The organism is Sporosarcina ureae (assembly GCF_002082015.1).
GTDB classification, from domain to species: domain Bacteria; phylum Bacillota; class Bacilli; order Bacillales_A; family Planococcaceae; genus Sporosarcina; species Sporosarcina ureae_A.
On the sequence record NZ_CP015109.1, the window covers coordinates 2,389,483 to 2,416,437 of the forward strand.

Annotated in this window: 24 protein-coding genes; 19 read left to right on the forward strand and 5 right to left on the reverse strand. The window is 46.2% G+C overall.

The window, feature by feature from the left end; translation table 11 throughout:
- Positions 1-52: 52 nt before the first annotated feature.
- The 7 genes from glp to SporoP17a_RS11800 are packed head-to-tail and all read left to right on the forward strand — an operon-like array spanning position 53 to position 5,010.
- The gene (gene glp, locus SporoP17a_RS11770) at positions 53-1,309 is read left to right on the forward strand and encodes a molybdopterin molybdotransferase MoeA (protein WP_083034848.1); all 1,257 of its coding nucleotides are present in this window, start codon (positions 53-55) and stop codon (positions 1,307-1,309) included.
- Complete coding sequence (gene mobB / locus SporoP17a_RS11775) at positions 1,306-1,776, forward strand: molybdopterin-guanine dinucleotide biosynthesis protein B (RefSeq protein WP_167693421.1); 471 nt, start codon at positions 1,306-1,308, stop codon at positions 1,774-1,776. Before glp ends, mobB begins: the two co-directional genes overlap by 4 nt.
- Complete coding sequence (locus SporoP17a_RS11780; protein ID WP_083034850.1) at positions 1,773-2,219, forward strand: molybdenum cofactor biosynthesis protein MoaE; 447 nt, start codon at positions 1,773-1,775, stop codon at positions 2,217-2,219. Before mobB ends, SporoP17a_RS11780 begins: the two co-directional genes overlap by 4 nt.
- Positions 2,216-2,449 carry a molybdopterin converting factor subunit 1 gene (moaD, locus tag SporoP17a_RS11785; protein WP_083034851.1) on the forward strand — a complete coding sequence of 78 codons (234 nt, stop codon included), beginning with the start codon at positions 2,216-2,218 and terminating at the stop codon, positions 2,447-2,449. The genes SporoP17a_RS11780 and moaD overlap by 4 nt, the downstream gene beginning before the upstream one ends.
- Positions 2,446-3,015 carry a molybdenum cofactor guanylyltransferase gene (gene mobA, locus SporoP17a_RS11790; RefSeq protein WP_083034852.1) on the forward strand — a complete coding sequence of 190 codons (570 nt, stop codon included), beginning with the start codon at positions 2,446-2,448 and terminating at the stop codon, positions 3,013-3,015. Before moaD ends, mobA begins: the two co-directional genes overlap by 4 nt.
- Positions 3,012-4,031, forward strand: a complete 1,020-nt coding sequence (moaA, locus tag SporoP17a_RS11795) for a GTP 3',8-cyclase MoaA (protein WP_083034853.1) — start codon at positions 3,012-3,014, stop codon at positions 4,029-4,031. Before mobA ends, moaA begins: the two co-directional genes overlap by 4 nt.
- A 13-nt stretch (positions 4,032-4,044) precedes the next feature.
- Positions 4,045-5,010 carry a 2-hydroxyacid dehydrogenase gene (locus SporoP17a_RS11800; RefSeq protein ID WP_083034854.1) on the forward strand — a complete coding sequence of 322 codons (966 nt, stop codon included), beginning with the start codon at positions 4,045-4,047 and terminating at the stop codon, positions 5,008-5,010.
- A gap of 124 nt (positions 5,011-5,134) precedes the next feature.
- Here SporoP17a_RS11800 and SporoP17a_RS11805 read toward each other — a convergent pair whose 3' ends face one another.
- Positions 5,135-6,016 (reverse strand): TetR/AcrR family transcriptional regulator, encoded by an 882-nt coding sequence (locus SporoP17a_RS11805; RefSeq protein WP_083034855.1) that lies wholly within the window; start codon positions 6,014-6,016, stop codon positions 5,135-5,137.
- Positions 6,017-6,188: 172 nt separating this feature from the next.
- On the opposite strand from SporoP17a_RS11805, the gene SporoP17a_RS11810 reads away from it, so the two are divergent.
- The 6 genes from SporoP17a_RS11810 to SporoP17a_RS11835 all read left to right on the forward strand — a co-directional run bounded on the left by SporoP17a_RS11810 (position 6,189) and on the right by SporoP17a_RS11835 (position 14,594).
- Positions 6,189-7,691 (forward strand): DHA2 family efflux MFS transporter permease subunit, encoded by a 1,503-nt coding sequence (locus SporoP17a_RS11810; protein ID WP_083034856.1) that lies wholly within the window; start codon positions 6,189-6,191, stop codon positions 7,689-7,691.
- A gap of 80 nt (positions 7,692-7,771) precedes the next feature.
- Entirely contained in the window at positions 7,772-9,625 is a 1,854-nt protein-coding gene (locus SporoP17a_RS11815) for a tetratricopeptide repeat protein (protein ID WP_083034857.1), read from the forward strand.
- A 413-nt stretch (positions 9,626-10,038) separates the two neighbouring features.
- Positions 10,039-11,514 carry an aldehyde dehydrogenase family protein gene (locus tag SporoP17a_RS11820; protein WP_083034858.1) on the forward strand — a complete coding sequence of 492 codons (1,476 nt, stop codon included), beginning with the start codon at positions 10,039-10,041 and terminating at the stop codon, positions 11,512-11,514.
- A 25-nt stretch (positions 11,515-11,539) separates the two neighbouring features.
- Positions 11,540-12,688 (forward strand): saccharopine dehydrogenase family protein, encoded by a 1,149-nt coding sequence (locus tag SporoP17a_RS11825; RefSeq protein WP_083034859.1) that lies wholly within the window; start codon positions 11,540-11,542, stop codon positions 12,686-12,688.
- 78 nt (positions 12,689-12,766) lie between these two features.
- Positions 12,767-13,375, forward strand: a complete 609-nt coding sequence (locus SporoP17a_RS11830; protein WP_083034860.1) for a GNAT family N-acetyltransferase — start codon at positions 12,767-12,769, stop codon at positions 13,373-13,375.
- 25 nt (positions 13,376-13,400) lie between these two features.
- Positions 13,401-14,594, forward strand: a complete 1,194-nt coding sequence (locus tag SporoP17a_RS11835) for an acyl-CoA dehydrogenase family protein (RefSeq protein WP_083034861.1) — start codon at positions 13,401-13,403, stop codon at positions 14,592-14,594.
- A gap of 86 nt (positions 14,595-14,680) precedes the next feature.
- Here SporoP17a_RS11835 and SporoP17a_RS11840 read toward each other — a convergent pair whose 3' ends face one another.
- Positions 14,681-15,562 (reverse strand): SDR family oxidoreductase, encoded by an 882-nt coding sequence (locus SporoP17a_RS11840; protein ID WP_083034862.1) that lies wholly within the window; start codon positions 15,560-15,562, stop codon positions 14,681-14,683.
- A 177-nt stretch (positions 15,563-15,739) separates the two neighbouring features.
- Between SporoP17a_RS11840 and SporoP17a_RS11845 the strand changes: the two genes are divergently transcribed.
- The 3 genes from SporoP17a_RS11845 to SporoP17a_RS11855 all read left to right on the forward strand — a co-directional run bounded on the left by SporoP17a_RS11845 (position 15,740) and on the right by SporoP17a_RS11855 (position 19,821).
- Entirely contained in the window at positions 15,740-16,888 is a 1,149-nt protein-coding gene (locus SporoP17a_RS11845) for an aminotransferase class I/II-fold pyridoxal phosphate-dependent enzyme (protein WP_083034863.1), read from the forward strand.
- Between the two features lie 148 nt (positions 16,889-17,036).
- Positions 17,037-17,615, forward strand: a complete 579-nt coding sequence (locus SporoP17a_RS11850) for a hypothetical protein (protein WP_083034864.1) — start codon at positions 17,037-17,039, stop codon at positions 17,613-17,615.
- A gap of 115 nt (positions 17,616-17,730) precedes the next feature.
- On the forward strand, positions 17,731-19,821 hold the full coding sequence (locus SporoP17a_RS11855) for a beta-propeller domain-containing protein (RefSeq protein WP_167693423.1): 2,091 nt from the start codon (positions 17,731-17,733) through the stop codon (positions 19,819-19,821).
- Positions 19,822-20,132: 311 nt separating this feature from the next.
- Here SporoP17a_RS11855 and SporoP17a_RS16790 read toward each other — a convergent pair whose 3' ends face one another.
- From SporoP17a_RS16790 to SporoP17a_RS11860, 3 genes are all read right to left on the reverse strand, one after another.
- Positions 20,133-20,285 (reverse strand): hypothetical protein, encoded by a 153-nt coding sequence (locus tag SporoP17a_RS16790; protein ID WP_156890566.1) that lies wholly within the window; start codon positions 20,283-20,285, stop codon positions 20,133-20,135.
- Complete coding sequence (locus SporoP17a_RS16795; protein WP_156890567.1) at positions 20,282-20,449, reverse strand: hypothetical protein; 168 nt, start codon at positions 20,447-20,449, stop codon at positions 20,282-20,284. Before SporoP17a_RS16795 ends, SporoP17a_RS16790 begins: the two co-directional genes overlap by 4 nt.
- Positions 20,450-20,617: 168 nt before the next feature.
- Complete coding sequence (locus SporoP17a_RS11860) at positions 20,618-22,270, reverse strand: sensor domain-containing protein (protein WP_083034866.1); 1,653 nt, start codon at positions 22,268-22,270, stop codon at positions 20,618-20,620.
- A 127-nt stretch (positions 22,271-22,397) separates the two neighbouring features.
- On the opposite strand from SporoP17a_RS11860, the gene SporoP17a_RS11865 reads away from it, so the two are divergent.
- The 3 genes from SporoP17a_RS11865 (at position 22,398) to SporoP17a_RS11875 (ending at position 26,938) form a co-directional block, all read left to right on the forward strand.
- Positions 22,398-23,345, forward strand: a complete 948-nt coding sequence (locus SporoP17a_RS11865) for a DMT family transporter (protein WP_083034867.1) — start codon at positions 22,398-22,400, stop codon at positions 23,343-23,345.
- A 72-nt stretch (positions 23,346-23,417) separates the two neighbouring features.
- Complete coding sequence (locus SporoP17a_RS11870; RefSeq protein ID WP_083034868.1) at positions 23,418-25,136, forward strand: ABC transporter ATP-binding protein; 1,719 nt, start codon at positions 23,418-23,420, stop codon at positions 25,134-25,136.
- The gene (locus SporoP17a_RS11875) at positions 25,133-26,938 is read left to right on the forward strand and encodes an ABC transporter ATP-binding protein (RefSeq protein ID WP_083034869.1); all 1,806 of its coding nucleotides are present in this window, start codon (positions 25,133-25,135) and stop codon (positions 26,936-26,938) included. The genes SporoP17a_RS11870 and SporoP17a_RS11875 overlap by 4 nt, the downstream gene beginning before the upstream one ends.
- Positions 26,939-26,955 lie beyond the last annotated feature (17 nt).

Here is a 26,955-nt window from a genome sequence, read left to right on the forward strand (position 1 = left end):
CATTTCATTTCATTGTACTAGATAGTATACCAAAAGAAAGTAGGAGATGTACGTGGTAGAAATTCGAAAACCGATTCAAGTGGCGGAAGCTGTGGAACGTGTGATGAAAAATGTACATAAGTTGGGAACGGAAATTCTTCCGTTAGAAGATACATATGGTCGGGTGCTGGCGGAACCCATCGTGGCGAAGCATGATGTGCCGCCTTTTGATCGTTCGCCGTATGATGGTTTTGCGATTCGTGCAGAAGATTCGACGGGTGCTTCAGGAGACGCGAGAAAAGCTTTCCGTGTAATTGGGGAAATTGGCGCAGGGCATGTCGCAGATCGTTCGATAGAGCCAGGTGAATCGTTCCGCATCATGACGGGTGCGTTGATTCCGGAACAGGCGGACGCGGTCGTTATGCTCGAGCAAACGGTCAAGAACGACAGTGGATTTACGCTGCGTAAGCCGTTTGAAGCGGGGGAGAATATTTCGCGTCAAGGGGAAGATGCGAAACAAGGTGAGACATTGATCGAAGCAGGAACCGTTATTCATCCGGGAACGATCGCATTGCTTGCGACATTTGGCTATGCGCAAGTGCGTGTTGCGAAACGGCCGATTGCTGGCGTGTTGTCGACGGGAACTGAATTGCTGGATGTTGAGGATGAACTCGAACCGGGGAAGATCCGCAATTCAAATGGACCGATGATTCGTGCGCAGTTGAAGCGAATGGGAATTGAGTATACATCGTACGGCATGATGGAAGATGATTTAGATGCGTGTACGGAAATTGTTGAGAAAGCTCTTCAGGAGACGGACTTGCTCATTACGACGGGCGGTGTGTCGGTTGGAGATTATGACTATCTGCCGGTAATATATGAACGTCTCGGTGCGGAAGTATTGTTCAATAAAGTGGCGATGCGTCCGGGCAGTGTGACGACGGTAGCGGTATTAGGGGATAAATTATTATTCGGCCTATCAGGTAATCCTTCCGCTTGCTTCACGGGATTTGAATTGTTCGCGCGTCCTGCCATATATTCGATGATGGGCTGTACAGCGCCTTATATGCCACGTATTCAAGCGATTCTTGGTGACGATTTCCAGAAAGCGAATCCGTTCACTCGTTTCGTCCGTGCTAGCTGGTCGATGACGAACGAAGGAGTCGTGGCAACGCCTGCCGGTTTCAATAAGTCTAGCGCTGTGTCCTCTATTGCGCGTGGTAACTGCATCATTGTCTTGCCAAGCGGAACGCGCGGCTTTGAAAAAGGCATGTTAGTGGATGTATTATTGCTAGGAACGGAACAAGGCGTGGAGCGTTGGGAGCTGTGAAGACGTTACATGTCGTCGGCTTCAAGAATAGCGGAAAAACGACGCTCGTTTCGCACTGGATTACCGTGCTGAACCGTCTTGGTTACGAAGTCGCTGTGCTCAAACATCATGGGCATGGTGGCGCGCCTGAACTGCCGCCAGCGCATACCGATACGGTGCAATTCTTAGAATTTGGAGCTGTCTCTACACTTGTGGCGGGTGGCGATATGATACAATTGGTACAAAATAAAGAACGTTCATTTGAACAACTAAAGGCATTGGCCGCGTCTGGTGAGCCAGATGTTTTATTGATAGAAGGGTATAAACAAGAAGCCGGTGAGAAAGTGGTCCTCATCCGAAATGAAGAGGAACGGCAAGAGTTGAAGTCGTTGTCTGGCATCATTCGGACGGTGAAAACAGCCGAACTGTTCGAAGACATCACACGACTTGACGATTGGCTGCAAGAATGGGTGGAGGCGAGATCATGAAACGGTATGAAATCATAGACACACCGATTGATGTGCAGAAATACAGTGAGTTGGTTTTGCATCCGGCGGCGGGTGCAGTGACAGTATTTACAGGACATGTACGCGAGTGGACGCATGGTGTTCGCACATTGTATCTCGCGTATGAAGCCTATGTACCGATGGCGGAAAAGAAACTTGCGGAAATCGGTGCGGAGATGGAAGCGAAGTGGCCGGGAGTTCAGGTCGCGATGGCGCATCGGATTGGTGAATTAAAAATATCGGATATTGCTGTAGTGATCGCGGTATCATCACCTCACAGAAAAGAAGCGTATGAGGCAAATGAATACGCGATTGAGCGCATTAAAGAAGTCGTACCGATTTGGAAAAAGGAAATCTGGGAAGACGGCGAAGAGTGGATCGGTGCACAGAAGAAATATCCAGAGAAAGGGAGCGAATCACAATGATTACAGTTCATTACTTTGCAAGGCTACGGGAGTTAACGGGTAAAGATGAAGAGTCTTTGGATCGTGCGCCTTTAACGGTGGAGGACTTGCTGAATTGGGCGGAAGCGACGTATCCGGGTTTTGGTAAAGAGACGATCCACGTGGCGGTGAATGAAGAGTATGCCCTAAAGGATGATGTCATTCAAGCGGGGGATATCTGCGCGTTCATTCCACCAGTGAGTGGCGGATGAAGACGGTCGGTGTGTTACTGGCAGGCGGACAATCGCGACGTTTCGGCTCGCCAAAAGCATTTGCGACGCACGAAGGACACTCGTTTTATCAGTACTCACTAGAAGCATTGCGACCGATTTGCGATGACATTGTCGTCGTGACGCGTCCTGAATTTCAAGAACAGTTTCCGGACAGCGTTCATGTGACGACGGATCTTGCGGCGTATGCCGGAATGGGCCCTCTTGCGGGGATTTTATCCGCAATGGAATTAATGGAAGCTGACCGCTACGTCGTGTTGCCTTGTGATATGCCGTTCATAGAAGCGAGTATCATGAAAAGATTAATGGAATTGCATAAAGGAGATATTTCGTCTGTCACAGTTGAAGGAAAGCGACATCCACTCGTATCGGTTTGGGACGCACGTGTAAAACCGACGATCAAACAAGCGTTGCGCGATAGCAATCGTCGCGTGATGCATGTGCAAGGCCAACACGAAAGTCAGTGGATTGAAGGAGCTTTATTAACCCCTACACCCGAAATAGCTTTTAAAAATGTCAACACGCCATGTGAACTGGAAAGGGGATGAAGAAGATGAATGCCATTGTAGATCAACTCGGACGTCCGATTCGGGACTTGCGGATTTCTGTTACGGATCGTTGTAACTTCCGCTGTACGTACTGCATGCCAAAAGAAGTATTTGGTGATGACTTCGTGTTTTTAGCAAAAAATGAATTATTATCGTTTGAAGAAATAGAACGCCTGGCTCGAATTTTCGCTCAGTTAGGTGTCAAGAAACTGCGCTTGACGGGCGGTGAACCGCTGATGCGTCGCAATTTGCCCGAGTTGATACAGAAGCTTCACGACATCGAGGGGATCGAAGACATCGGACTTACAACGAACGCAGTGTTGCTCGGTCAATACGCGCAACCGCTTTACGACGCTGGATTGCGCCGTCTGAACATTAGTTTAGACGCACTGGACCCGGAACTGTTCGGCCAGATCAACGGCCGTGGCATTTCACCTGATCTCGTTCTCAAAAACATTCAAAAGGCACAGGACATCGGTTTTACCATCAAAGTGAATATGGTCGTACAAAAAGGTGTCAATGAAAGCGAGATCCTTCCGATGGCTGCGTATTTCAAAGAACGCGGCATCACATTGCGCTACATTGAGTTCATGGATGTCGGCAATGACAACGGCTGGAGCTTTAAAAAAGTGGTCACGAAAAAAGAAATCTACGACATGCTGGCGGCTGAATTTGACATGGAGCCTGCAGAAGAAGACTATTACGGTGAAGTGGCTAAACGTTATCGCTATGTAGGAACGGACGCACAAGTCGGCTTCATTACATCCGTTTCGGAGTCGTTTTGTTCAACGTGTACACGCTCTCGCTTATCATCCGAAGGAAAATTATACACGTGTCTCTTCGCGTCTGACGGCTTTGATCTACGGGAATTAATTCGGTCAGATAAAACGGACGAAGAATTATACGAAGTGATTGCCGACGTGTGGAGAGGCCGAAAAGACCGCTATTCTGATGAACGTACGGAGCAAACTGTAAAGAATCGTAAGAAAATCAATATGAACTATATAGGTGGCTAAAGGAGTGCTGTCCATGAAACCAACAGTATATATCTGTCGAGAGATGCCAGAAGAAATGATCGCCCCCGTGCGTGAACATTACGAAGTACGCATGTGGGAATCAACGAGTGAAGCCGTTCCTCGTGACGTCTTGCTTAAAGAAGTAGCTGACGTCGACGCGCTATGGACGGTTATCTCGGATCAAATCGATGAAGAAGTGCTAAACGCAGCGCCTTCCTTACAACTGATCGTCAATATGGCGGTGGGCTATAATCATATCGATGTCAAAGCGGCAGCGGCACGGAATATTGTCGTGACGAATACACCCGATGTGCTGACAGAAACGACGGCGGATTTAGCTTTTGCTTTATTGATGGCTACGGCTCGTGATGTGATCGGCGCAGAGAATATGTTGCGCGAAGGACGTTGGACATCATGGGAGCCACTTGGTTTCACGGGAACTGACGTCTACGGGGCGACTCTTGGTATCATCGGAATGGGCCGAATCGGTGAAGCGGTGATGAAACGTGCAAAAGGGTTCGATATGGACGTGCTGTATCACAATCGTAACCGCAAGTCCGAAATGGAAGATATGTATGGTTGTCGGTATGCCCAGCTTCCGGATTTGCTTGCATCGTCTGATTTCGTGCTAATTTTAGTGCCGTATAGCGAAGAGACGAAAGGTATGATTGGGGAGAAAGAGTTGTCTCAGATGAAAGAGACGGGTATATTGATCAATGTTGCGCGTGGCGGAATTGTGGATGAAGACGCGTTGTTTGATGCGCTACGCACGAAGAAAATTCATGCGGCAGGGTTAGATGTCTTTGAGACGGAGCCTGTTCCGCTCGATCATCCGTTGCTGACGCTTCCGAATTTGACGGTGTTGCCGCATATTGGCAGTGCCACCGTGAAGACGCGCAAGGCGATGATGAAGCTGAACGTAGACGCATTGCTTGCGTTTGCGCAAGGAGAAGAGCCTAATCATCAGGTCCGTGGGTAGTCATGACGTGGGAACACTGTTGCGACGTTCCAGGTACGCTCCTACACTCCTCGTATCTGTCTTCAACAATCGAAAAAGAGACTAGCAAAGTCGTACATGCCGACTTTGCTAGTCTCTTTTGTTGTTATTGAGATTTATGGATGAACAGCCAAACTGCTGCGGATAATTCGATTGCCTGTAGCTGCAGTTCGGAGCCTTCGAAGGCTTCGCGAAATGAGCGTACGACGGATTCGAGTAAATACAGTCGAGGTGGATCAGATGATAGCTCGTCTACTAAAAATTGGCTGTATAACGATCCTTGACTTTCTTCTTCCGGTAACTCGTCAATGAATTTTTGCAAACTCTCGATCAACACTTCGCGTGTCATCGGATAAAACTCTGCGGCTGCTAACATGTCTTCTAGTAAGTTCTGCGACAGGAAGCGTGCGTCTCGTTCGATGATGTCCGGCACGATGACTTCCATTCGTTGCATAACGAACTCGACTAGTTTCATCGTGTCCATGTGTTCGGTAGTGGAACTTTTCCAGACGCTGAGTGCGTGTTGGATGAAGCCGAAAAGCAGCGACGCACAATCGTAAGCGTAAGGTTTTATTTCTTCACCGTAGACGTTAACGAGTCGTTTCGCAATCCATGCCAGTTCCCGGAAATGCATCTGTTTGACGAATTGACGTAGCTCGTCGTCAGGGGAATGCACGATAGTTTCAAACAACGGTAGCAAGTTTTGTTCCCGGTTCGTTGTTAAACGAATTTCAATTTGTGCAGAAAGTAAGGCGGGGTCTGTAAGATCTTTACCGATCGCCAGCTCATTTCTTCGTAAGAAACTTATATAATAGGCATCGCGTAATATGGCCATTAGACATTCGTTTTTAGAAGAAAAATAATTATAGAACGTGCCTTTTGAAATTTGTGCTGCATCCAAAATGTCTTGAATGGATGTCGCATGAAAGCCTTTGTCGATGAATAATTGTTTCGCGATAAGCAATACGTGTCTTTTGCGGTCGTTCATAGAGAATCACCTGTAATTTTATTTTTTATACTGCGTGTACACTTTATATACTAATCTTAAAATATTGTCATATCAAGCTTTTAAATATTTTAAAATGTATTAGTTGTAATAAATGTACTGGCGGTATAAAATATACTTCTGACATATTTTATATAGGTTATAGGAGGGTAAAATGGTAGAATCATTAGAAATTAAAAAAATGCATGAAAAACCGCCTTATGGCATCATTGCCATATTGTTCATTGGTGCATTTGTAGCGATCTTGAATAATACGTTGCTGAATATCGCATTACCGGTCATTATGGAAGAGTTCTCGATCACGCCATCAGCCGTTCAGTGGCTGACGACTGGTTATATGCTGGTCAACGGGATTATGATTCCGGCAAGTGCGTTTTTTATACAGAAGTTTACCAATAGAAGAATCTTTATTACAGCGATGGTGCTCTTTTCATTAGGGACGTTGATCGCAATCGTCGCACCGACATTTTCTTTGCTAGTAGTCGCACGTATGATCCAGGCATCTGGTTCCGCACTGATGATGCCGTTACTAATGAATGTCATGTTGACGGCTTTCCCGATTGAAAAGCGGGGAGCGGCACTGGGTATGTTTGGTCTCGTCATGTTCACGGCACCGGCAATTGGACCGACTTTATCCGGCTGGGTAGTAGAAAATTATTCGTGGCGGACATTGTTTGAGATTGTCTTGCCGATTTCCGTATTAACATTAGTTCTCGCTATCTTTAAACTTAAAAACATTACGCCGAATCGTGATGTACGCATCAATTTCCTGTCGTTAGTATTATCGACGATCGGTTTTGGTGGTTTGCTGTACGGTTTCAGTTCTGCAGGTGAAAAAGGTTGGAGTTCCCCGCTCGTCTATGGCATGATCGCGCTTGGAACGGTAGCCCTTGTATTATTTATAGTAAGACAACTACGTATGAAAGAGCCGATGCTCGATTTTCGAATTTACAAACATCCGATGTTTGCACTTGCTTCCGTCATATCTATGGTGCTGGCAGTAGCGATGTTTTCCGGAATGATTTTGACACCGTTATATGTGCAAAATGTCCGAGGCATTTCACCGCTAGATGCAGGATTGCTGATGTTGCCAGGTGCAGTTTTAATGGGCATCATGTCGCCTATTACGGGCCGTTTATTCGATAGATACGGTCCGCGAATATTAGTCTACACAGGACTGATTATTTCCGTAATTGGTACATATTTAATGAGCCAGTTACAGATGGATACAGGTTATTATTATTTAATGGCAGTCTATACGTTCCGTATGTTCGGCATGTCCATGGTCATGATGCCAGTTATGACAAACGGAATGAACTCGTTGCCGATGATCTCGAACCCGCATGGTACCGCCATGAATAACACATTGCAACAAGTTTCTGGTGCAATTGGTTCGGCATTGCTATTGACACTCATGACCAAACGATTGGATGCATCGGCAATGGCGCAAGCAAAGGATTTAGCCGCATCTGGAGTCGATGTGTCCACTATGACAGAAGAGATTGAACGTATGGCGATGCTCGACGGTGTCAATCACGCGTTCTTTGTTTCGACAGTGATTACAGTCTTCGCATTGATTCTCTCGTTGTTCATTAAACGGGTTATGCCACCTACTTCACCGTCTATTAATGGGGTGAAGGAACAGTCCGAAAAGTAGAATAAGAAGTTTCGTATGCTACTATGCATGCGGAGCTTCTTTTTAGTATGGTATAGTAAAAAGAAAAGGTTGTGTTCGATGTGATAGGGAATAAAGAAAAATGCCCATGCGGAAGTGGGGAAATCGTAGAGAACTGCTGCGGCAAAACAGATATGCCGGGCACAAACATAGTACAAGAAGAACTGAAGAAAGTATTAAACAGCTATTATGAAACTACATTATCTCCTGCTGAGATTCAATCATTGGAAGGATTGCTGAAAGAATGGGCAGGGCGTCTAGGTGAGTGGATGGAAGAAGAGGAACTCGTGACGAATGTCAGCGATTATTATTTCTTCATCGTCCGCAAAGATCTATGGAGACGCCACCTCGTAAAAGCGCTGAACCGTACGCAAAATAGAGCGGTACGAGCTATATTGAAGAGCTGGCAGAATGCTTTCATTACGTTCGCAGAAGTAACGAAGGCGGATAAAGAAGTTTATCATATGAAAGAGATTCTTGGAGATGGCGAGTATTTATTAGCAAGAGAAGCAGGCGAGCCTGAAGACGTTCGCGCTATCATTGCCATCGTATTGGAAGAGATGCGCAATGATGAGCGCTGGGTCATGCCGATTTCTGCCATCGCAGTGAATAAGCATATGAGTGATGAACTATTGACGCGTGTGCAAGATCTAGCTGAAACGAGTGAAGAAAAGAATAGCTTTGATTTCTTCAAGAAGCATCTTGTCGACATTTACGAAGTCGTTTGCAAACTCGACGTTCAGACATTATCTGACGTAGTCGAGCAAAACTTTACACCATTACAACGTGAAGTAATAGAAATTCTGGATGCTCAACTCGAAAAGGAAGAGCTATATCCGGGCGCGTATGAAATGGTACTGTCCTTGATGGCATACTACTTTACCGATCAAAATCCGAAGTTCCGTAAGCCGGAAGTACTCGCCGCGGCAGCGTTCCAATTGGCGGTCGACACGAATATGATGCCGAATACGTATACGCAAGCGGAAGTAGGGAAACTATTTGACGTGTCTGTTTCTTCATTCCGAAAGCATACGGATATTTTGCTAGAGAAGATTAAAGACCTTGAGAAAATGATGGCAGAAGGGAAGACCGGTGAAGCGTATCATATCGGTACCAATCCACTGCCGTCTGAGCAAATGAACTGGCAAGTGCATATGTTGACGCAAAAGCATAACTTCGATTCATTTGAAGAAGCGCAAGCATATATTCAAGAAGCTATTCAGCAACCGTTCGAGCCGGAAAACCAGCAACAAGAAGCGCAAATGCTTGGTTATATGGCGTACAATGCCGAAACGGTCGAACAGCGACATGACTTCGCGGTAGGTGCTTATGGCGCGGACCCAACGAATGTCGATGCGTTATTACTTCAAGCGGAGCTGACAGATTCGAAGGACGAGCAGGAGAAGTTCTTTAAGCAAGCTATATTCTCTGGTGACAAACAGTTTGACAACCGTGCGGAAGATGCGTGGAAGTTTGCACCGAATCGTCCGTATTTACGTAGTTTGATGCAGTACGGTGTATGGCTCTATGAGCAAGATCGTTTTGTTGAAGCGAGCGAGACGTTGTTGCGCCTGCTGTCGCTCGACCTCTATGATCATCAAAGTGCACGGTACTTGGCGATTTCTTCATTGATTCACCAAGGAGAGATAGATCAAGCGGCCCAGGTTTTGGAAGCGAGTGCAGAAGTTTCTGAAAGCGATGCAACGTATTGGTATTTGTCTTGGTTAGTGGAGATGGAGCGTGCGAAAGGGAAGTCTTCGGAACGTGCTTTGGAGTTGTTTGCTAAGGCAGAGCAGTTGAATCCACATGTAAGTAAGTTGATGGAGATGGCTGTGGAGAAGATGAGTTATCCGAAGAGCGTGGCGCTTACGCCTGGTAGTCATGAGGAAGCACATTATATTTGGTATTTGCTGTAATGCATGTAGGCCGTCACGGCGAGTTGGAAGTTCCGACTTGCTGTGGCGGTTTTTGGCATTGGTGAGCAGTAGGGCTTGATCTGCATGACGACATTGCCTTCCCCTTACGATCATCTAGTATCGTTTTCTTTAGGGGGAGAAACGCTCATACTTTCATCTACGCGCTCATACTTCCACGACATCCGCTCATACATCTCTAATAGTCGCTCTATGATCGCACTAGAGCGCTCTATCAGCCCGTTTAACCGCTCTATGAAATGAGTCAAGCGCTCTAAGCCTGTCACCCATTCTTGCCCATCAAGTTCATTTTTCCCGAATATGTCTAGCTAAAGAGGAATAGGATGATATATTGTCGAACAATTCTAATAGGGATTACTTACGAAAACTATATGGAGTAGAGAGGAGTAGTTTTGATGAAGCTGACGAATTATATTGATGGTGTTTGGCAGAAGGAAGCCGCTAGTTATACCGCTGTATTGAATCCAGCGAATGGGGAAGAGTTGGCGCAGGTGCCTTTGTCGACCGAGGATGAAGTGGGGCAGGCGGTGACTGCGGCGAAGAGGGCGCAAAGGAAGTGGGCTTTGGTGCCGGCGCCTAAGCGTGCGGACTATCTCTATGAAATTGGCCGTATAATGAAAGATAAGAAAGAACATTTAGCGCACGTGTTGACGAAGGAAATGGGTAAGGTAATAGAAGAGGCGCGTGGTGAAGTGCAAGAGGGAATCGACATGGCGTTTTACATGGCTGGTGAGGGTCGACGGTTGTTTGGTGAAACCGTTCCGTCGGAGTTGCAAGATAAATTCGCGATGAGCGTTCGTGCACCGATTGGCGTGGTCGGCTTGATTACGCCGTGGAATTTCCCTATTGCGATTGCTACGTGGAAATCGTTTCCGGCGATGGTGGCAGGGAATACATTCATTTGGAAACCGGCGACGGAAACTCCGATGATGGCATATGAAATGGCATTGATTTTTGAAGAGGTTGGTTTGCCGCATGGCGTGGCGAATATCGTCTTTGGTTCAGGATCAGACGTTGGTACTGCGCTAATCGAACATCCCGACGTACGCGTTATTTCGTTTACTGGCTCGACGGAAACAGGTCGACACGTGGCGGAATTAGGCGGACGTCACTTGAAGAAAGTGTCCCTTGAAATGGGCGGCAAGAACGCGGTCATCGTGCTGGAAGATGCAGATATCGAGCTAGCGGTAGAAGGTATTTTATGGAGCGCATTTGGAACGGCAGGACAACGCTGTACAGCTTGTAGTCGGGTCATCGTTCATCAAGATGTAAAAGAAGAGTTGCAAAAACGTCTGCTAGAAAGCATGAAAGACCTGACGATGGGCGACGGACTGGACGAAACCGTGAAAGTCGGTCCGGTGATCAATGAAAAAGCGCTGGAGAAAATCCAACGCTATATTGAAATTGGCAAAGAGGAAGGTGCAAGTCTAGTGGCGGGTGGACAGGTGCTGAATGAAGGCCGATTCGCTACTGGACATTATATTGAACCTACATTGTTTACGGATGTCGCATGGGATAGCCGACTCGCACAGGAAGAAATTTTCGGCCCGGTAGTGTCATTGATTACGGTCAGCAGTCTGGACGAAGCGATCGAAGTGAATAACAGCGTTGCATATGGCTTGTCCAGTTCTATTTTCTCGCAAGACGTCAATAACGTGTTCCGCGCACAACGTGATTTAGATACAGGTATTGTCTATATCAATGCAGGGACAACGGGTGCGGAAATTCATTTGCCGTTTGGTGGAACGAAGGGAACGGGGAACGGTCATCGTGACTCTGGAGTTGCGGCGCTCGATGTCTTTACGGAATGGAAGAGCATTTACGTCGATTACAGCGGCAAGTTACAACGTGCGCAAATCGATACGGAATGAATTCACAGGAAGAAGGGATGAGCAGATGAAAGTTGTGGTATTAGGTGCAGGATTAATGGGAAAAGAAGTTGTGCGTGATTTAGTCAAGCAAGACGAAGTGAGAAAAGTGTATCTCGCAGACCGCGCGATTCGGCAGGCGGAAGATTTCGCTGAAGAACTAATGAATGAAAAGCTCGATATTTTATTACTCGATGCGACGAATGAAGAGCAACTGAGCGACGTTATCGGGCTTGGAGATATCGTCGTCAACGCACTGTTTTATACTTTCAATGAAGCGGTCGCCCGCTGTGCAGTAGAGCGAGGCGTACATGTTGTCGACCTAGGCGGACATATCGGTGGCGCAACGGAAAAAGTGCTTGCATTAAATGAACGGGCTGCCGCAAAAGGTGTGACATTGATTCCAGATCTCGGTGTAGCACCCGGTATGATTAATATTCTGTCAGGATACGGTGCGTCGTTACTCGACGAAACGAAGTCGATTAAACTGTACGTAGGCGGAGTTCCGGTTAAACCCGAGCCACCACTGGATTATAACGTTGTCTTTTCGTTGGAAGGATTATTCGATCATTATACCGATTCATCGCGCGTTATGCGAAATGGTGAAGTGAAGGAATTGCCTTCATTATCGGAAATCGAAACGCTAGAATTCGATGGCTATGGCGAAATGGAGGCCTTCCATACGTCAGGTGGTACGTCGACGATGCTCGACTCATTCCCTACCGTCGACACGCTAGAATACAAGACAATCCGCTATCCGGGTCATGCTGAAAAGGCGCGGCTATTAGTTGATCTCGGTTTACTGTCTAGAGATTCTACTATTCAGGTAGATGGTAGACCGTTACGTGTGCGCGACGTCATGCTCGCTCATTTGACACCGCAATTGCACCTGAGAGACAAATCGGACGCTGTCTTACTTCGCGTCATAGTGAGCGGTACGAAAGACGAACAGCCGCAGACGGTCACGTTTAATATGATTACGGAAAAGGATCAGAATACGAACGAAACCGCTATGGCACTTGCGACGGCCAACACTATTTCTGTCGTAGCGCAAATGATCGGCAACGGAGTTATCACAAAAAGAGGTGCTTATCCACCGGAAAATATTGTGCCTGGCGAACTGTATATCGCGGAAATGAAGAAACGTGGAGTGGTTATTGACGTACAACAGGCCTGATACAGTATATACTGGTAGGAAAGCGTGGATTTAGATCTCAACAGACCATCTCCTCGTATGTCTAAGGAGTGAAGTACTATGCAACACCAAACATTAAATACATCACAGATGGGATTACAGCATCTCGCAACGAATCGACGGACGTTGAACAGATTATTTAAATTTGTGCTAGAAGACTTTGGATTTCTCGATCATATTCCGTTCCCGATTATGCGCAAAGCACTGAAGAAAAATATTTTGCGTGCAGTCTATTTGACGGACGGCATCAACATTTACGGCTATGCTATCTATCAGGAAATCCCGAAATATGGCGGTATTCACGTACTTTACTTGGCAATAGCACCGGAATTCCGTTCATATGGATTAGGCAGCGTCATGCTTCGTCGTCTGGATGCGTTATCGCCAGCGGGAATTTTACTTGAAGTGGAAGACCCCGACTTTTCCCGAAATGAAGAGGAATTATCGATTCGGACACGACGTATCGCATTTTATGAACGCAATGGACTGACGCTGGATCCAACGGTGAAGTTAACCAATTTCAAGCACCCGTTATTATTAATGACTACGTCAGCACTGCCCGCATTAAACGAGCGTCAGTTCCGTAAGTTTTATCGACAGTTGTATAATCGTGTATACCGCATACCAGTAGGGCAAATTGCGGTGAACGCACGCATCGAAAAAGCCTAGTTTCATTGTAAAGGAGGACACGAAGATGGACTTTACATTTACAGATGAACAGAACATGTTGCGACAGACGGCAAGACAGTTTGTAGATGCGGAAATTATGCCGCATATTGCGAAATGGGATGCAGAGGGAAGTTTTGACAAAGGAATTTGGAAACGGCTTGCAGATCTCGGATTCATGGGCGTATGTGTACCAGAAAAGTACGGTGGCAGTGGGATGGATTATAATGCTTTGGCGATTTTATGCGAAGAACTTGAACGTGGAGACACAGCTTTTCGTACCGCGGTTTCCGTACACATCGGTTTGAATTGCATGACGCTAATGCAGTGGGGAACAGAAGAGCAGAAGCAAAAGTATTTGATGCCGCAAGCAAAGGGCGAAAAAATCGGCGCATTCGGTTTGACGGAACCAGGCGCTGGCTCAGATGTTTCCGCCATTCAGACGACTGCAGTTCGTGACGGCAATGACTATGTATTGAACGGGCAGAAAACGTGGATTTCATTATGCGATTCAGCAGATAACTTTCTCGTTTTTGCTTACACGGATAAATCAAAGAAGCACCATGGCATTAGCGCGTTTATTGTAGAGCGAAGTATGCCTGGATTTTCATCAAAGGCAATCAAAGGGAAGTACGGCATTCGTGCTGGTAACACGGGCGAGCTGTTCTTTGAAGACGTGCGCGTACCGGCTGCCAACTTACTAGGCGAAGAAGGCGAAGGATTCAAGATTGCGATGGCTGCGCTAGATAACGGCCGCTTCACCGTGGCGGCAGGAGCGGTCGGCTTGTTGTACGCCTGTCTTGAAGCGAGTGTAAAGTATGCTACAACGCGTGAAACATTCGGCAAGAAAATAGGTGAACATCAACTAGTTCAGCAAATGCTGGCGAAGATGGAAGCGGGTTATGAAATGAGCCGTCTTCTCGTCTATCGCGCAGGTGAGTTGAAGAATAGCGGTGTTCGCAATACACGCGAGACGTCACTCGCGAAATGGCAAGCATGTGATTTTGCCAACCAAGCAGCAGATGACGCTGTGCAAATCCATGGCGCGTACGGCTATTCGGATGAATATCCAGTTGCACGGTATTTACGCAATTCGAAGGCGCCCGTTATTTACGAGGGCACGCGAGAAATCCATACGATCATGCAGGCGGAATATGTGCTTGGAGAGCGTAGTGATAAGAAATTGAATCGTATGTTGCCTAAGTGGCCGTTTGAGGAATAAAAGCGATGCGGTAAGCCTCATGGCTTACTGCATCGCTTTTTCGCGTGGAATTTCTTATTTTGAGAGTATAAGCGTGGTCGTACTAATTAAGACCCAACAAAGTCACCGCCATCGACGTGTATCGTCTGTCCCGTCATATAGCTCGAGTCCTGTGAAGCCAAGAATACATAAGCGGGTGCGTTCTCAGCAGGCTGTCCACGGCGTTTCATCGGTGTGTCTGCACCATGTTCATCCACCTTTTTCGCGTCGAATGTAGCAGGGATGAGCGGTGTCCAGATCGGTCCTGGTGCCACTGCGTTGACACGAATTCCTTTGTCCGATACATTTAAGGCCAATGAACGGGTAAAGCTTGTGATAGCTCCTTTTGTTGCGGAGTAATCAAGCAATCCAGGCGAGCCGTTATAAGCTGTAATCGAAGAAGTGTTGACGATGCAGTCGCCTTTTTTCATATGCGCAAGGGCTGCTTTTGACATAAAGAACAAGCCGAAGAAGTTCGTTTCAAACGTTTCCTTCAACTGTTCTTCCGTAATGTCTTCGATCGAGGTTTGCGGAAATTGTTTACCGGCATTGTTAACGAGTATATTGAGCTCGCCGAAGTCTTCTATTACTTGGCGGATTAGTTGTTTACAGTTGTCATCGCTACTAATATCAGTCTGATACTTCTTCGCTTTCCCACCATATTTCTCAATTAAAGCAATCGTTTTGTCGGCATCTTCATCTTCCTGATCAGCCAAATAGGCGATGGCGACGTTCGCACCTTCTTTCGCATAGGACACCGCGACAGCGCGACCAATTCCACTGTCACCGCCCGTGATCAATGCGGTTTTTCCTTTCAATTTATCTGCACCTGTAAAATTAGGATCATCATAAATTGGCGCGGGATTCATTTCTTCCTCCACGCCAGGCTGTGTAGATTGTGTTTGTCCTGGTATGTTGTCATCCATTTTTTCGTATCGATTTTTACTCATGTCGTATCCTCCTCCGTGCATAGTTACCAAAAGTATTCCCCGATTACTCATGAACAAACATGAAAAGGTCTGGTATAAAATTAATCCAAGCATTCTTTTTGCGTGTTATAATAAAGTCGTGAAGTACTATATAACAGCTAAGGAGCGTGTCTTCGTGAATTTTCAACCTTCCAAAAAATGTCTATATTCTCACCAGCGATCTTTGGTGACTTAAAAGCAGCCGCCGAGTTAAAAAAAGCAACAGGTGCGCAAGTCATCGATTTGAGTCTCGGTAGCCCGGACCTTCCGCCTGACGAGCGTGTGCGTCAAGCATTGTCTGAGCAAAGCGCGTTAGCCTCATCTTACGGTTACACACTGGGAGGAACGAAGCGATTCCATGAAGCCGTCGCGAATTATTACAAACGACGCACAGGTGTCACCATCAATCCCGATACAGAAATCTTGCAGACAATGGGTTCGCAGGAAGGTCTCGTCCATTTACCGTTCGCATTTTGCGACGAAGGAGATTACGTCCTGACAACGAATCCTGCCTATGTCGCTTATGACGCAGGAATCAAACTAGCAGGCGCAGTGCCTTATTACATGCCATTACTTGCGGAAAACGACTTCTTGCCTAATCTGAATGAAGTCCCGGAAGATGTGCTGAAAAAAACTAAATTATTGATCCTCAACCTACCAGGAAATCCAGTACCCGCTATGCCAAATGAAGCTTTTTTCGAAGAAGTCGTAACGTTCGCAAAAAAACACGAAATCATCGTGCTTCATGACGCAGCGTATTCGGAATACTATTTCACAGGCGACCGTCCAGCGAGTTTCCTCACAACGCCTGGCGCAATGGAAGTCGGTTTGGAAATCAACTCGCTATCAAAAAGCTTCAGCTTGGCAGGCGCACGGATCGCGTACTTCGTCGGTAATACTGAAATGATCAAAGTGCTACGCGAACTAAAATCCAACCTCGACTATGGAACATTCGGCCCAATCCAAGAAGCGGCCATTGTGGCGCTTGATAACGGGGAGGAAATCACCAACCGTCTACGCGCGGAGTTCTCTAAACGCCACCACGCGTTAATGGACGGCCTCGCATCATTAGGCTGGGAAACGACTCCATCTGAAGGCGGTATGTTCGTCTGGGCGAAGTATCCCTATGAAATCGACGACATAGAATTCGTCTTCGAAGTCATCAAACAAACAGGCGTGGTCATAGTCCCCGGTAGCATCTTCGGTACCGCAGGGAAAGGTTACGTCCGCCTCGCCCTCGTACAGAAAGTTGAATTGATTGAACAAGCGATTCAACAGCTGAAAGAATTATCGATTGTTAGCGTGTAAATAATAAAAGGGAGAGCGATTTTTCTGCTCTTCCTTTTTCTGTAATGAAAAAATGGTTCAAAACCAATTCGATACTAGACATCTATTGCATATAGTAATTTACTACCGCAAAATATCATTAGAAATGTAGCAGAGAGGAGGGAATACGATGAGCGAACACAAAAAAGACCGAAGCGACAAGCAAGACAATAGAATCCAACCCCGTAGAAAAAAACAGAGTATAGTAATCTGGAGTGTAGTTGCGACAGTCACCGTGATGTTTTTGCTACTCGTGTTACCATTATTGCAAGAATCGAATACAGAAAATGAAAAGGTTGTACCTGCTGTAGGTCTCTATGAAGATCTAGAAAATTTACAACTCAAGGTGTTACAAGAAAAACCGTTAGACGATGGAAAAGTCGAATACTTAATTGAAATAAATAATGACACCAATAGGGTGATTCACCAGCCTACATTAACCTTCAGTTTCGAAGTGAAACTAGAAAAAGGTTGGGCAGAGAACCCTTTCAAGTACTCAACGGACCTTGGATTGGAAATCGAACCGGGACAAAAAATGAAAGTACCGCTCGCAGTAGATGTGAATCTTCTCAACAAGGAGACGATCAACACCAATCACATCATGCTTGAATTGAAAGGCTATCTAGATGAACTAGAACTAGAGAATCTATTTCATACGGGACAATCCATCCATAATGATAAAGGCGACAGACAATGGAAGAAGCTATAACGTAGCTAAAATCACTCTATAAAAAGAGTGGTTTTAGCTTTTTTACATAGGATGTAACGAAACTGAAAAATTTCAGTCTACTCTACTACATAGTAAATAAAAGGAGATGAACATCATGAATACAGGTAAATGGCTCATTGTGTTGGGGGTAGCTGGAACGATCGGAGTGCTTGTGCTGATCAGTTTTTTATTCTGGCCAAAAGTAGGCGTCACATCAACAAAGTCTGTGCTCGCGGGTCAGTCACTACACGTCTACTTTACAGACCCTGTGAAAGGAAACGTGGACGCTTCACAGTTTTACGTGACGAAAAATAAGGAGAAGACACCGGCCAAGCTTGCGTACGGAAATGGAAAGACGTCATTGCAAGTAGGGGAGTTGCAACCCGGAAACTATACATTGCATGTTCCAGCGAATAGTTTTGGCATCTGGGAACGCGCAGCAAACCAAGCGCTTTCATTCACCGTCCTCGAATCCGTACAGCCCGTCACGTCTATTAAGAAGATCGAGAACTTCTTTGAACGAGTGAAACCTCAAGGACGCAGTGAAATTATGGAAGAGTCTTCTTCGGAAGACAAAGCTTCTGGTAGCGGTGTCGACCATTCACAAACCAACCAGCAAGTAGCGGGTGTAGATGAAGCCGACACTGTCAAAACAGACGGCGATTTCCTATACGACGTCTTAAATGGTGATGGACTTATGATCACGGATATACGAAATCCAAACGAGATGGTCCGGGCCAGCAAGACCGACTTCACCGATGGATTCTATGCAAACCAACTGTATGTAGATCAAGACAAAGTCGTAGTCATCGGTGGCCAAAATCTAGACGCACCAACGTCCAATATGGATATGAAAATAACAGAAGATCGGATCATGCCGATGCAGCAACTTTCCGTTATCCGTGTATATGACGTCACGGACCGCACGAATCCGAAACTCATTCGCGAAACAGGGGCAGAAGGCTACGTCATCGGCACACGTAAAATCGGCCAATTCGTCTATATGGTCACGAATAATCAACCATTTCTCTGGTACGATCATCCAACTCCAGCAGAAGATCAGCTACTACCAACAGTCTATGATTCCGCATCCAATCAACAAGTTCAGCCACTAGCACTCGATAAAATTTCCATTTTGCCAGGCGCGATGGAACCTTCCTACTCGGTCATTACGACACTCGATATCGAATCAGGAGAACGAGGTGGAGTAGATACAAAAGCATATCTCGGCAGCGGTGAACAACTGTACATGTCTGCAGATCATCTATACTTGACGTCTACAAACTACCAAGACAATCAGCAAAGCACTAGTGAAGTATTCAAATTCAGCCTCGAGAAAACGCATGTGCATTTCCTGCAAACCGCTCAACTAAAAGGGACCATCTTAAATCAGTTTTCCATGGATGAGCACAACGGCTATTTCCGGACAGTCACAACAGAAGGCAATCTGTGGGACGAACGCAATAAAGCGAAGAACCATTTATTCATCCTCGACGAAAACATGAAGCAAGTCGGTTCAGTCGAAAATCTAGCAGTCAATGAACGCATTTACTCCGCACGATTCCTAGGAGACAAAGCGTATATGGTCACGTTCCGTGAAACAGATCCGCTATTCGTCATGGACGTTGCGGACCCGACTAACCCAAAAGTACTCGGCGAACTAAAAATACCAGGCTTCAGCAACTATTTGCATCCACTTGACGAAGGCCACTTAATCGGCTTCGGCTATGAAACCATCGCGAAGAAAAATCCACAAGGTGGCGCACCCATCATCCAAACAGGCGGCATGAAAATCTCCGTGTTCGACGTGACAGACTTTGCAAATCCAAAAGAAACCGCTTCTGAAATCATCGGCGGGCAAGGGACCTATTCATCAGTCCAACACGACCATCACGCACTGTTCATCCACCCAACACGAAACCTATTCGGCTTCTCGATCTCAGTGTATGCGCAATCCCAGCGTGAAAACATCCTGAATCTCCAAAGCACTGGCGCCATGATCTACGAAATCACAGCAGAACACGGCATCGTCCAAACCGCCGATCTGACCAAACCCATGACGAATGACTACATGGACTGGGAAAAAGAAATCCAACGTCTGGTATATAGCGGTAATTCCCTCTACACGATTTCCGTAAATGAAGTAAACAGCTACACATTAGACCAATTCACACCGCTGAATACGTTAGAAAGAACTATCCGTTGAATCAATTGAAAAGCAAAGCTTGAGCGCTCACATTTATTGGTGGGTGCTCATTTATTTTGCCTGAGCGCTCTATGGCGGTCGCAATGCGCTCAATGAAGCTGGTCGAGCGCGGTCACGTTCGGATTCGCTCAATAAAGTGGCCCAAGCGCTCTATCCCAGTCGGGTTCCGCTCAATCAAGCCAGCCAAACGCTCTATAGCCGTCGCTACCCGCTCAATCCATCTTCGCGAGCGCTCTATGTGTTGTCTAAAACACTGTATCAACCCGCGCCATCTCATCTCGCTCAATGAACTAACTTAAACGCTCTATGGGTCACGCTGTCCGCTCTATATAACGCCACAAGCGCTCTATCTCAGTCGAATTCCGCTCAATCAAGCCAGCCGAACGCTCTATAACCATCGCTATCCGCTCAATCGCACCCGCTGTCCGTCCAATGAAGCAAGTCGATGGGCCAACCGCGGTCACGTTCGAATCCGCTCAATAAAGTGGCCCAAGCGCTCTGTCCCAGTCGAGATCCGCTCAATCAAGCAAGCCAAACGCTCTATAGCCATCGCAATCCGCTCAATCAGCCCAGCCAATCGCTCAATCGCACCCGCTATACGCTCAATCAACCCACCCCAACTACCCACCCAACCACCCAACCCCCTACCGCACACCAATCAAAAAAGGTTGTCTTTTCACCCCCCGTACAGTAAGCTGTAATCAAACGCACTAAGACATACCCCAATTGAATAAGATAGACAAAAATGGAGCCCTTTCTTTACGAAAGGAGCTCCATCTAATTTGATAGCGATACTTTATTTAATTTCGATGTGCTCGGCGGGCATCGGCATGCCGATGAAGTGACCTTGCATAGCATCGATGCCCATTTCTTTCAGCAACTCAAATTGTTGTTCATTGCTAACGCCTTCTGCAATGGTATATAAGTTAATTTTTTTGGAAAGTTGGATCAGTCCTTCGATCAATTTCTGCGTCTTCGGATTGCTCAACAACGTATCGATAAAGACGCGGTCTATTTTGACGCTGGAGATCGGCAAGTGTTGCAAGTAGCGCAACGATGCGTATCCTGATCCGAAATCATCGAGAGTGAACTGAAAACCGAGGTTTTGTAGTTCGGACATTTGTGCCAGCACGGATTGTTCTTCTTCCGCTTTAAGCGCGAATTTCTCGGTGAATTCAAGTTGCACTTTATCTGCCGGGCAACCGGTTTGATTCAAGATGGAGATTAATCGGTCTTTCCATTGTGGATTCAAAGATTCACGAATAGAAGAGTTGATGGAAATATTCATTTCATTCCCTGCACGATGCCATTTCGTTACGAACGTCATCGCCTCTTCGGCCACATATGCACCGACTTCTTCAATCAAACCATTTTCTTCTGCAATCGGAATTAATTCGTCAGGGCTGATGACGCCAAGGTCTTCATCTTCCCAACGAACGAGTGCTTCGTAGCAAGTGATTTTCTCGCTGGCCACATCGTATTGTGGCTGATACGCTACATGCAATGAATTGCGATCAAGCGCCGTTAGCATCTTGCGATCAATTTCCAAACGTCGATTCAGAATTTTATGGGACTCAGCAGACAGTGAAGCAATCCGTCCACCACCTTGACTAATGACATCATTTGCGGCAGTCATCGCGACTTTGTATAGTTGCGAATAGGTTTTCTGGTCTTCAGGGAAACGGACAATCCCGCCACTGATCGAAATGGTTTGCGCATTGTGGCTGAGGTAGATTGGCTGTTGCTTTAAGAAATCATAGAAACCTTGAATATACCAATCACCGAAAGCTGTCAGTACAACAAAGCTATTCGTATCGATCCGCGCAATCGGATTATCCTGGAAGTAGCGTTTTAATCGGTTGGTGAATTCTTGAATAAGCTGCGTCTCAGATTCTTGGGATTGCAGCTCTTTCATAGTGAAGTAATGATCAATCGTCAAATAGACAAATGAAAAATGGCTAGCATTTGCGATGGATTCATTTACTACTTGTTCTAGCTTGTGACGGCTCATAAGTCCGGTTTCTACATCAATGAATGCAATGTCTCCTAAGCGTTCTTGCAAGCGAACATCTTCTGTGATATCTAGTTCTAGGAAGAACACAGATTGCAGTTCTCCGAAATCGGAGAGGGTAGGGACAGCGAGTGTATTTACAAAAAAGGAATCACCTTTACGAGTCATTTTTTCTATTTTACCCGCCCATGTTTTTCCGGACAGCAAACAGTCCCAAATGGAGTTCGCTATTTCTTGGCTTTCAGGTTGATCTGAAAACATTTGCCAGAAAGATTTGCCTAAGATGCGCTTAGGAGTCCAACCACTGACAGTTAGGTAATTTTGGTTAGCATAGGTGATTAGACCATCGCCATCCGTATGTGTAACTAATTGGTATTTACTTAGACTATCGACTAATGTCTGATGTTTGCTAGTCTCTGGTAACGGAATTGTGTGCATATAGGTACTCCTTTCCAATTCTACTATATAACTATTATAAATGAAGTTTCAGTGTTGTCCATGTCTCATATGTGAATTTTATACTATATGACTAAAAAGACAAGAAATTAGTAAGGGGTGATCAATCATGTTGCGATTAAAAGGAATTATGATGATTATTATCGGTTCGATCTTATGGGGCGCTACGGGGCCTATGATGGAGTGGATTTTGGACCATAGTGAAATGTCTGTTTCGATGATGTTAATCCTTCGTTTGTCGATCGCGGGTGGCGCGTTGCTCTTATTATTGAAAGCAAAAGGCATACAGGTAGGTCGTCCTATGAGACAAAAGTTGTGGTTACGTAAAATGTTGATGTTCGGTGTCGTCGGAATGCTCGGTGTACAATTCGGCTTCGTCCAAACCATCGCACATAGTGACGCAGTGGTGGCTACATTATTCCAATTCGTTGCACCGGTTTACATTATCATTCTGCTTTCAATTTTACAAAGATCCTTCCCACCAGGTAGCCAAGTGATCGGTATGATCGTTGCGTTATTCGGTTTGATTTTACTTTTAACAAACGGTTCATTCTCGAGTATTTCATTGGGGACGACCGCAATTGTGTGGGGTGTGATTGTAGGATTTGCCTTTACATTCTACACATTATATCCCGTAGTTCTTATGGCGGAGTGGGGAGTATTACTCGTCGTCGGCTGGGGAATGTTCATTGGCGGTATGACTTTATTCGTCATCAATTTGCCGATGTTCTTCATGAATCTTGGTGCTTTGCTTGACGGTCCAGCGATGGGTATGTTGTTACTCGTCACTATTATGGGAACGCTCGCCTTCATCATGTTCTTGCAAAGTATGAATTATATTTCACCCGTTGAAACGAGTGTGCTGTCTAGCTTCGAACCGCTTACGGCGATGATCGTTTCCGTTTTCTGGCTAGGTCAGGCAATGGGTGTCTGGCAAATAAGTGGCGCAGCGATCATGCTGGTAGGGGTTGTCTGGTTATCTATCGGAGGTAATCGCAAGAAGGAAAGCGCTCCGTTCCCTGATTCTATTCAAGAGTACGACCATAGCGAGGTATAGCTTTTCGCCTGTACACACTGTATTCCTATATGACATAATGAAAGGAAAGACAGCAAGTAAAGGGTGTAAGAAATGAAAACGGTTTTCCGCTATGCACTACCTTATAAATGGCCAATGTTCATCGCCATTCTACTCATGTTACTTGAACTATCGGTCGAATTAATACAGCCATTGCTGATCGGTAGAATTATAGATGAAGGAATAATGAAAGAAGACTTGAACACCGTGTTGATATGGGGGAGTGTCATGATGGCACTCGCCTTTATCGCGTTATTTACAGGCGTCGTCAATTCCTATTTCGCTGCACATGCCGCGCAAAGTTTCGGCTATGATCTCAGACAGGCTTTGTTTCAGCGCGTCCAGACGTTTTCACTAGCGGCATTTTTACGCTTTCCGACGTCAAGTCTCATTACACGTTTGACAAATGATGTGACGCTTGCCCAAACTGCGTTGTTCATGGGGTTACGAATTATGGCTCGCGCGCCGTTGATGGCACTCGGCAGTCTGATTATGGCATTCGTCGTCAGTCCGAAACTTGCGGTATTCTTACTAATCGGTGCACCGTTCCTAGCTGTATTCCTCGTTGGCATGGCACGCAAAGGTATACGTTTATTCGGGCAAGTACAACGCCGTTTGGACGGTGTCAATCGACTCGTACAAGAAAATTTACAAGCGGTTCGTCTCATAAAAGCCTATTTACGAGGTGTTTTTGAAACGAACCGTTTTTCCAAAGCGGCAAGTGCGCTGAAAAAAGATAGTATCCATGCGATGCGTTTAATGGAATTAATTTTACCCGTGTTATTGTTCATCATGAACGTCAGTTTCATGGCAGTGCTCTGGTTCGGTGCAGATGAAGTCCGCAACTCCAATATGCCTGTCGGGGACGTTGTAGCGGTCATCAACTACACGATGAGAATGACAAGCGCTTTTTCCATGTTCTCCTTTTTGATTGTTATTTTCTCGCGCGCAAAAGCGTCTTCTGATCGAATGGAAGAGTTGCTAGTTGCCGATGATGATCTTGAACAGCTGGAGATAGCTACCGATCGTCACCAAGGTGCAGCTTCCGTTCGGTTTGAACATGTATCATTCCGTTATCCAGGAACGACTGCAGACGTGCTACGAGACGTGTCGTTTGAAGTGCTTGCAGGGGAGAAACTCGTCATTATGGGGGCTACCGGTTCAGGTAAGTCCACAATGCTTCAACTACTCCCGCGCATGTTCACAGCGACGGAAGGTACGGTGTGGGTGGATGGCAAAAACCTAGCAGACTGGCCGCTTGATACATTACGGAACATGATCGGCTATGTGCCGCAACAATCGATGCTCTTTACAGGTTCCATCGCTGAAAATCTATCGTGGGGCAAGCCGAATGCCACTACGAATGAAATCGAAGAGGCCGCTAAAAAAGCACAAATTCATTCATCTGTCATGAATTTTACCGATGGCTATGCAACACGAGTCGGGCAGCGCGGCGTGAATTTATCGGGTGGTCAAAAACAACGTCTATCGATTGCTCGCGCATTGATCCGTAAACCTTCTTTACTGATTTTGGATGATAGTACGAGCGCGCTCGATGTCAAAACCGAATCGTCATTATGGGACGCATTGCAGGAAGAAGATACAACGATGCTGATCGTCACGCAAAAAATTCAAACCGCTCAAATAGCTGATGCGATTTTATTAGTTTCAGAGGGTGAGGTCGTAGGCTATGGTACGCATGAAGAGTTACTTCAAACGTCTGCCTTCTATCGGGAAATTGCGGAATCGCAACAGAATGGGGGAGTGGCATGATGCGAAAACCTTTCGGCTATGAACCTATTATCCAAAAACAAGACCTATCAAAAGCAGAGCGCAAAAAAGTTCAAAAAGCGGGAGATTGGAAATCTGTCCTCGCACGCATTTGGCGTTTGATCGACCAACAACGAGGGTTACTGATTACAGTGTTGACACTCGTTTTCATCAGTTCAGCCCTAGCGCTAATCGGCCCATTGATGATCGGGAATATGATCGACCATTTCATTATTCCGAAAAAAGTGGACGGGCTCAGTATGCAAATTGGTTTATTATTGCTTGTGTATGCAGGCTTTTCCTTGTCTACCTATTTCCAAAACTACTGGATGGTCGGCATCGCACAACAAACAGTCTATCGTCTACGCACGCAATTATTTGGCCATCTCCAGAAGTTGCCGATCCGATTTTTCGATAAACGACAGCACGGTGAATTGATGAGCCGCGTGACGAACGATATTGAGAATGTCAGTCAAACGCTAAATTCCTCATTAATCCAAGTTTTTTCCAGTGTGCTGACGCTCGTCGGTACTCTATCGATTATGCTGTATCTCAGTCCGTTATTGACGTTGCTCACTATGATCATCGTCCCTGTCATGTTCATTGCTATGCGCTGGATCACTCGACGCACAGGGATATTATTTAAAGAACAACAGCGCGCAATTGGTGAATTAAATGGCATGATTGAAGAAACGGTTTCGGGTCAGCGAGTCGTCAAAGCATTCTCACAGGAACAGAATGTTATGGAAGAGTTCGCGCGAAAAAGCGAACGCCTACGGACAGCAGGTTTCTGGGCACAGACGTATTCAGGTTTCATTCCGAAAGTCATGAACACGCTCAATAATATGTCGTTCGCGATCGTCGCAGGAGTAGGCGGACTGCTGGCGGTGACAGGAACTGGCGGCGTAACGGTCGGAACGATTGTTATTTTCAGTGAGTACGCCAGACAATTTACGCGACCATTAAATGATTTGGCTAATCAATTCAATACCGTCCTCTCCGCCATCGCAGGAGCAGAGCGAGTATTTGCTATTCTGGACGAGCCGGTGGAAAAAGATGAAGCAACGAAGCAAATCGAAACAGTACATGGCGATGTCGAGTTCCGCCATGTGACGTTTGGCTATGATGAGGAAGCGATTATTAAGAACCTTAGCTTTCGTGTTCGATCAGGTGAAACTGCGGCTTTTGTTGGTGCAACAGGAGCAGGGAAGACGACGATCATGCAATTGCTATCACGTTTTTATGAAGTAGATAGCGGTCAAATTCTGCTCGACGGCATCCCGATCAATGAACTGCCACGCCATACGGTACGTAGTCAAATGGCCTTCGTCTTGCAAGATCCGTTCTTGTTCGAAGCGACAGTGCGCGAAAACATTCGCTACGGTCGACTCGACGCAACGGACGAAGAAGTAGAAAAAGCCGCCAAAAAGGCCAACGCCCACAGCTTCATCTGCAAACTACCGTCAGGCTATGACACGGTATTAACGGCAGGTGGCGAAGAGATATCACAAGGACAAAAACAACTATTATCTATCGCTCGAGCACTAGTGGCGGATCCGACCTTGCTGTTACTCGACGAAGCGACGAGCAGCATCGATACCGTGACAGAGCTCGCGATTCAAGAAGCGTTGGAGCGTCTCATGGAAGGACGAACAAGCTTCGTCATCGCCCACCGTTTGAACACCATTAGACAAGCAGACAAAATCTTCGTACTGGCAAATGGCGAGCTACTCGAATCCGGCAGTCACGAAGAACTGCTGGAACGAAAAGGCGTGTTTTACGGGATGCTGCATAATGAAGAGTAACGACAAAACATCCTAAC

Coding starts and splice junctions, on each gene's coding strand:
- SporoP17a_RS11800 (WP_083034854.1), top strand. CDS start 4,045: ATGAAACCAACAGTATATATCTGTCGAGAGATGCCAGAAGAAATGATC.
- SporoP17a_RS11835 (WP_083034861.1), top strand. CDS start 13,401: ATGGACTTTACATTTACAGATGAACAGAACATGTTGCGACAGACGGCA.
- SporoP17a_RS11830 (WP_083034860.1), top strand. CDS start 12,767: ATGCAACACCAAACATTAAATACATCACAGATGGGATTACAGCATCTC.
- SporoP17a_RS11780 (WP_083034850.1), top strand. CDS start 1,773: ATGAAACGGTATGAAATCATAGACACACCGATTGATGTGCAGAAATAC.
- SporoP17a_RS11860 (WP_083034866.1), bottom strand. CDS start 22,270: ATGCACACAATTCCGTTACCAGAGACTAGCAAACATCAGACATTAGTC.
- mobA (WP_083034852.1), top strand. CDS start 2,446: ATGAAGACGGTCGGTGTGTTACTGGCAGGCGGACAATCGCGACGTTTC.
- SporoP17a_RS11875 (WP_083034869.1), top strand. CDS start 25,133: ATGATGCGAAAACCTTTCGGCTATGAACCTATTATCCAAAAACAAGAC.
- SporoP17a_RS11865 (WP_083034867.1), top strand. CDS start 22,398: ATGTTGCGATTAAAAGGAATTATGATGATTATTATCGGTTCGATCTTA.
- SporoP17a_RS11870 (WP_083034868.1), top strand. CDS start 23,418: ATGAAAACGGTTTTCCGCTATGCACTACCTTATAAATGGCCAATGTTC.
- moaA (WP_083034853.1), top strand. CDS start 3,012: ATGAAGAAGATGAATGCCATTGTAGATCAACTCGGACGTCCGATTCGG.
- SporoP17a_RS11850 (WP_083034864.1), top strand. CDS start 17,037: ATGAGCGAACACAAAAAAGACCGAAGCGACAAGCAAGACAATAGAATC.
- SporoP17a_RS11840 (WP_083034862.1), bottom strand. CDS start 15,562: ATGAGTAAAAATCGATACGAAAAAATGGATGACAACATACCAGGACAA.
- SporoP17a_RS11805 (WP_083034855.1), bottom strand. CDS start 6,016: ATGAACGACCGCAAAAGACACGTATTGCTTATCGCGAAACAATTATTC.
- SporoP17a_RS11810 (WP_083034856.1), top strand. CDS start 6,189: ATGGTAGAATCATTAGAAATTAAAAAAATGCATGAAAAACCGCCTTAT.
- moaD (WP_083034851.1), top strand. CDS start 2,216: ATGATTACAGTTCATTACTTTGCAAGGCTACGGGAGTTAACGGGTAAA.
- SporoP17a_RS11845 (WP_083034863.1), top strand. CDS start 15,740: ATGTCTATATTCTCACCAGCGATCTTTGGTGACTTAAAAGCAGCCGCC.
- SporoP17a_RS11855 (WP_167693423.1), top strand. CDS start 17,731: ATGAATACAGGTAAATGGCTCATTGTGTTGGGGGTAGCTGGAACGATC.
- SporoP17a_RS11820 (WP_083034858.1), top strand. CDS start 10,039: ATGAAGCTGACGAATTATATTGATGGTGTTTGGCAGAAGGAAGCCGCT.
- SporoP17a_RS11825 (WP_083034859.1), top strand. CDS start 11,540: ATGAAAGTTGTGGTATTAGGTGCAGGATTAATGGGAAAAGAAGTTGTG.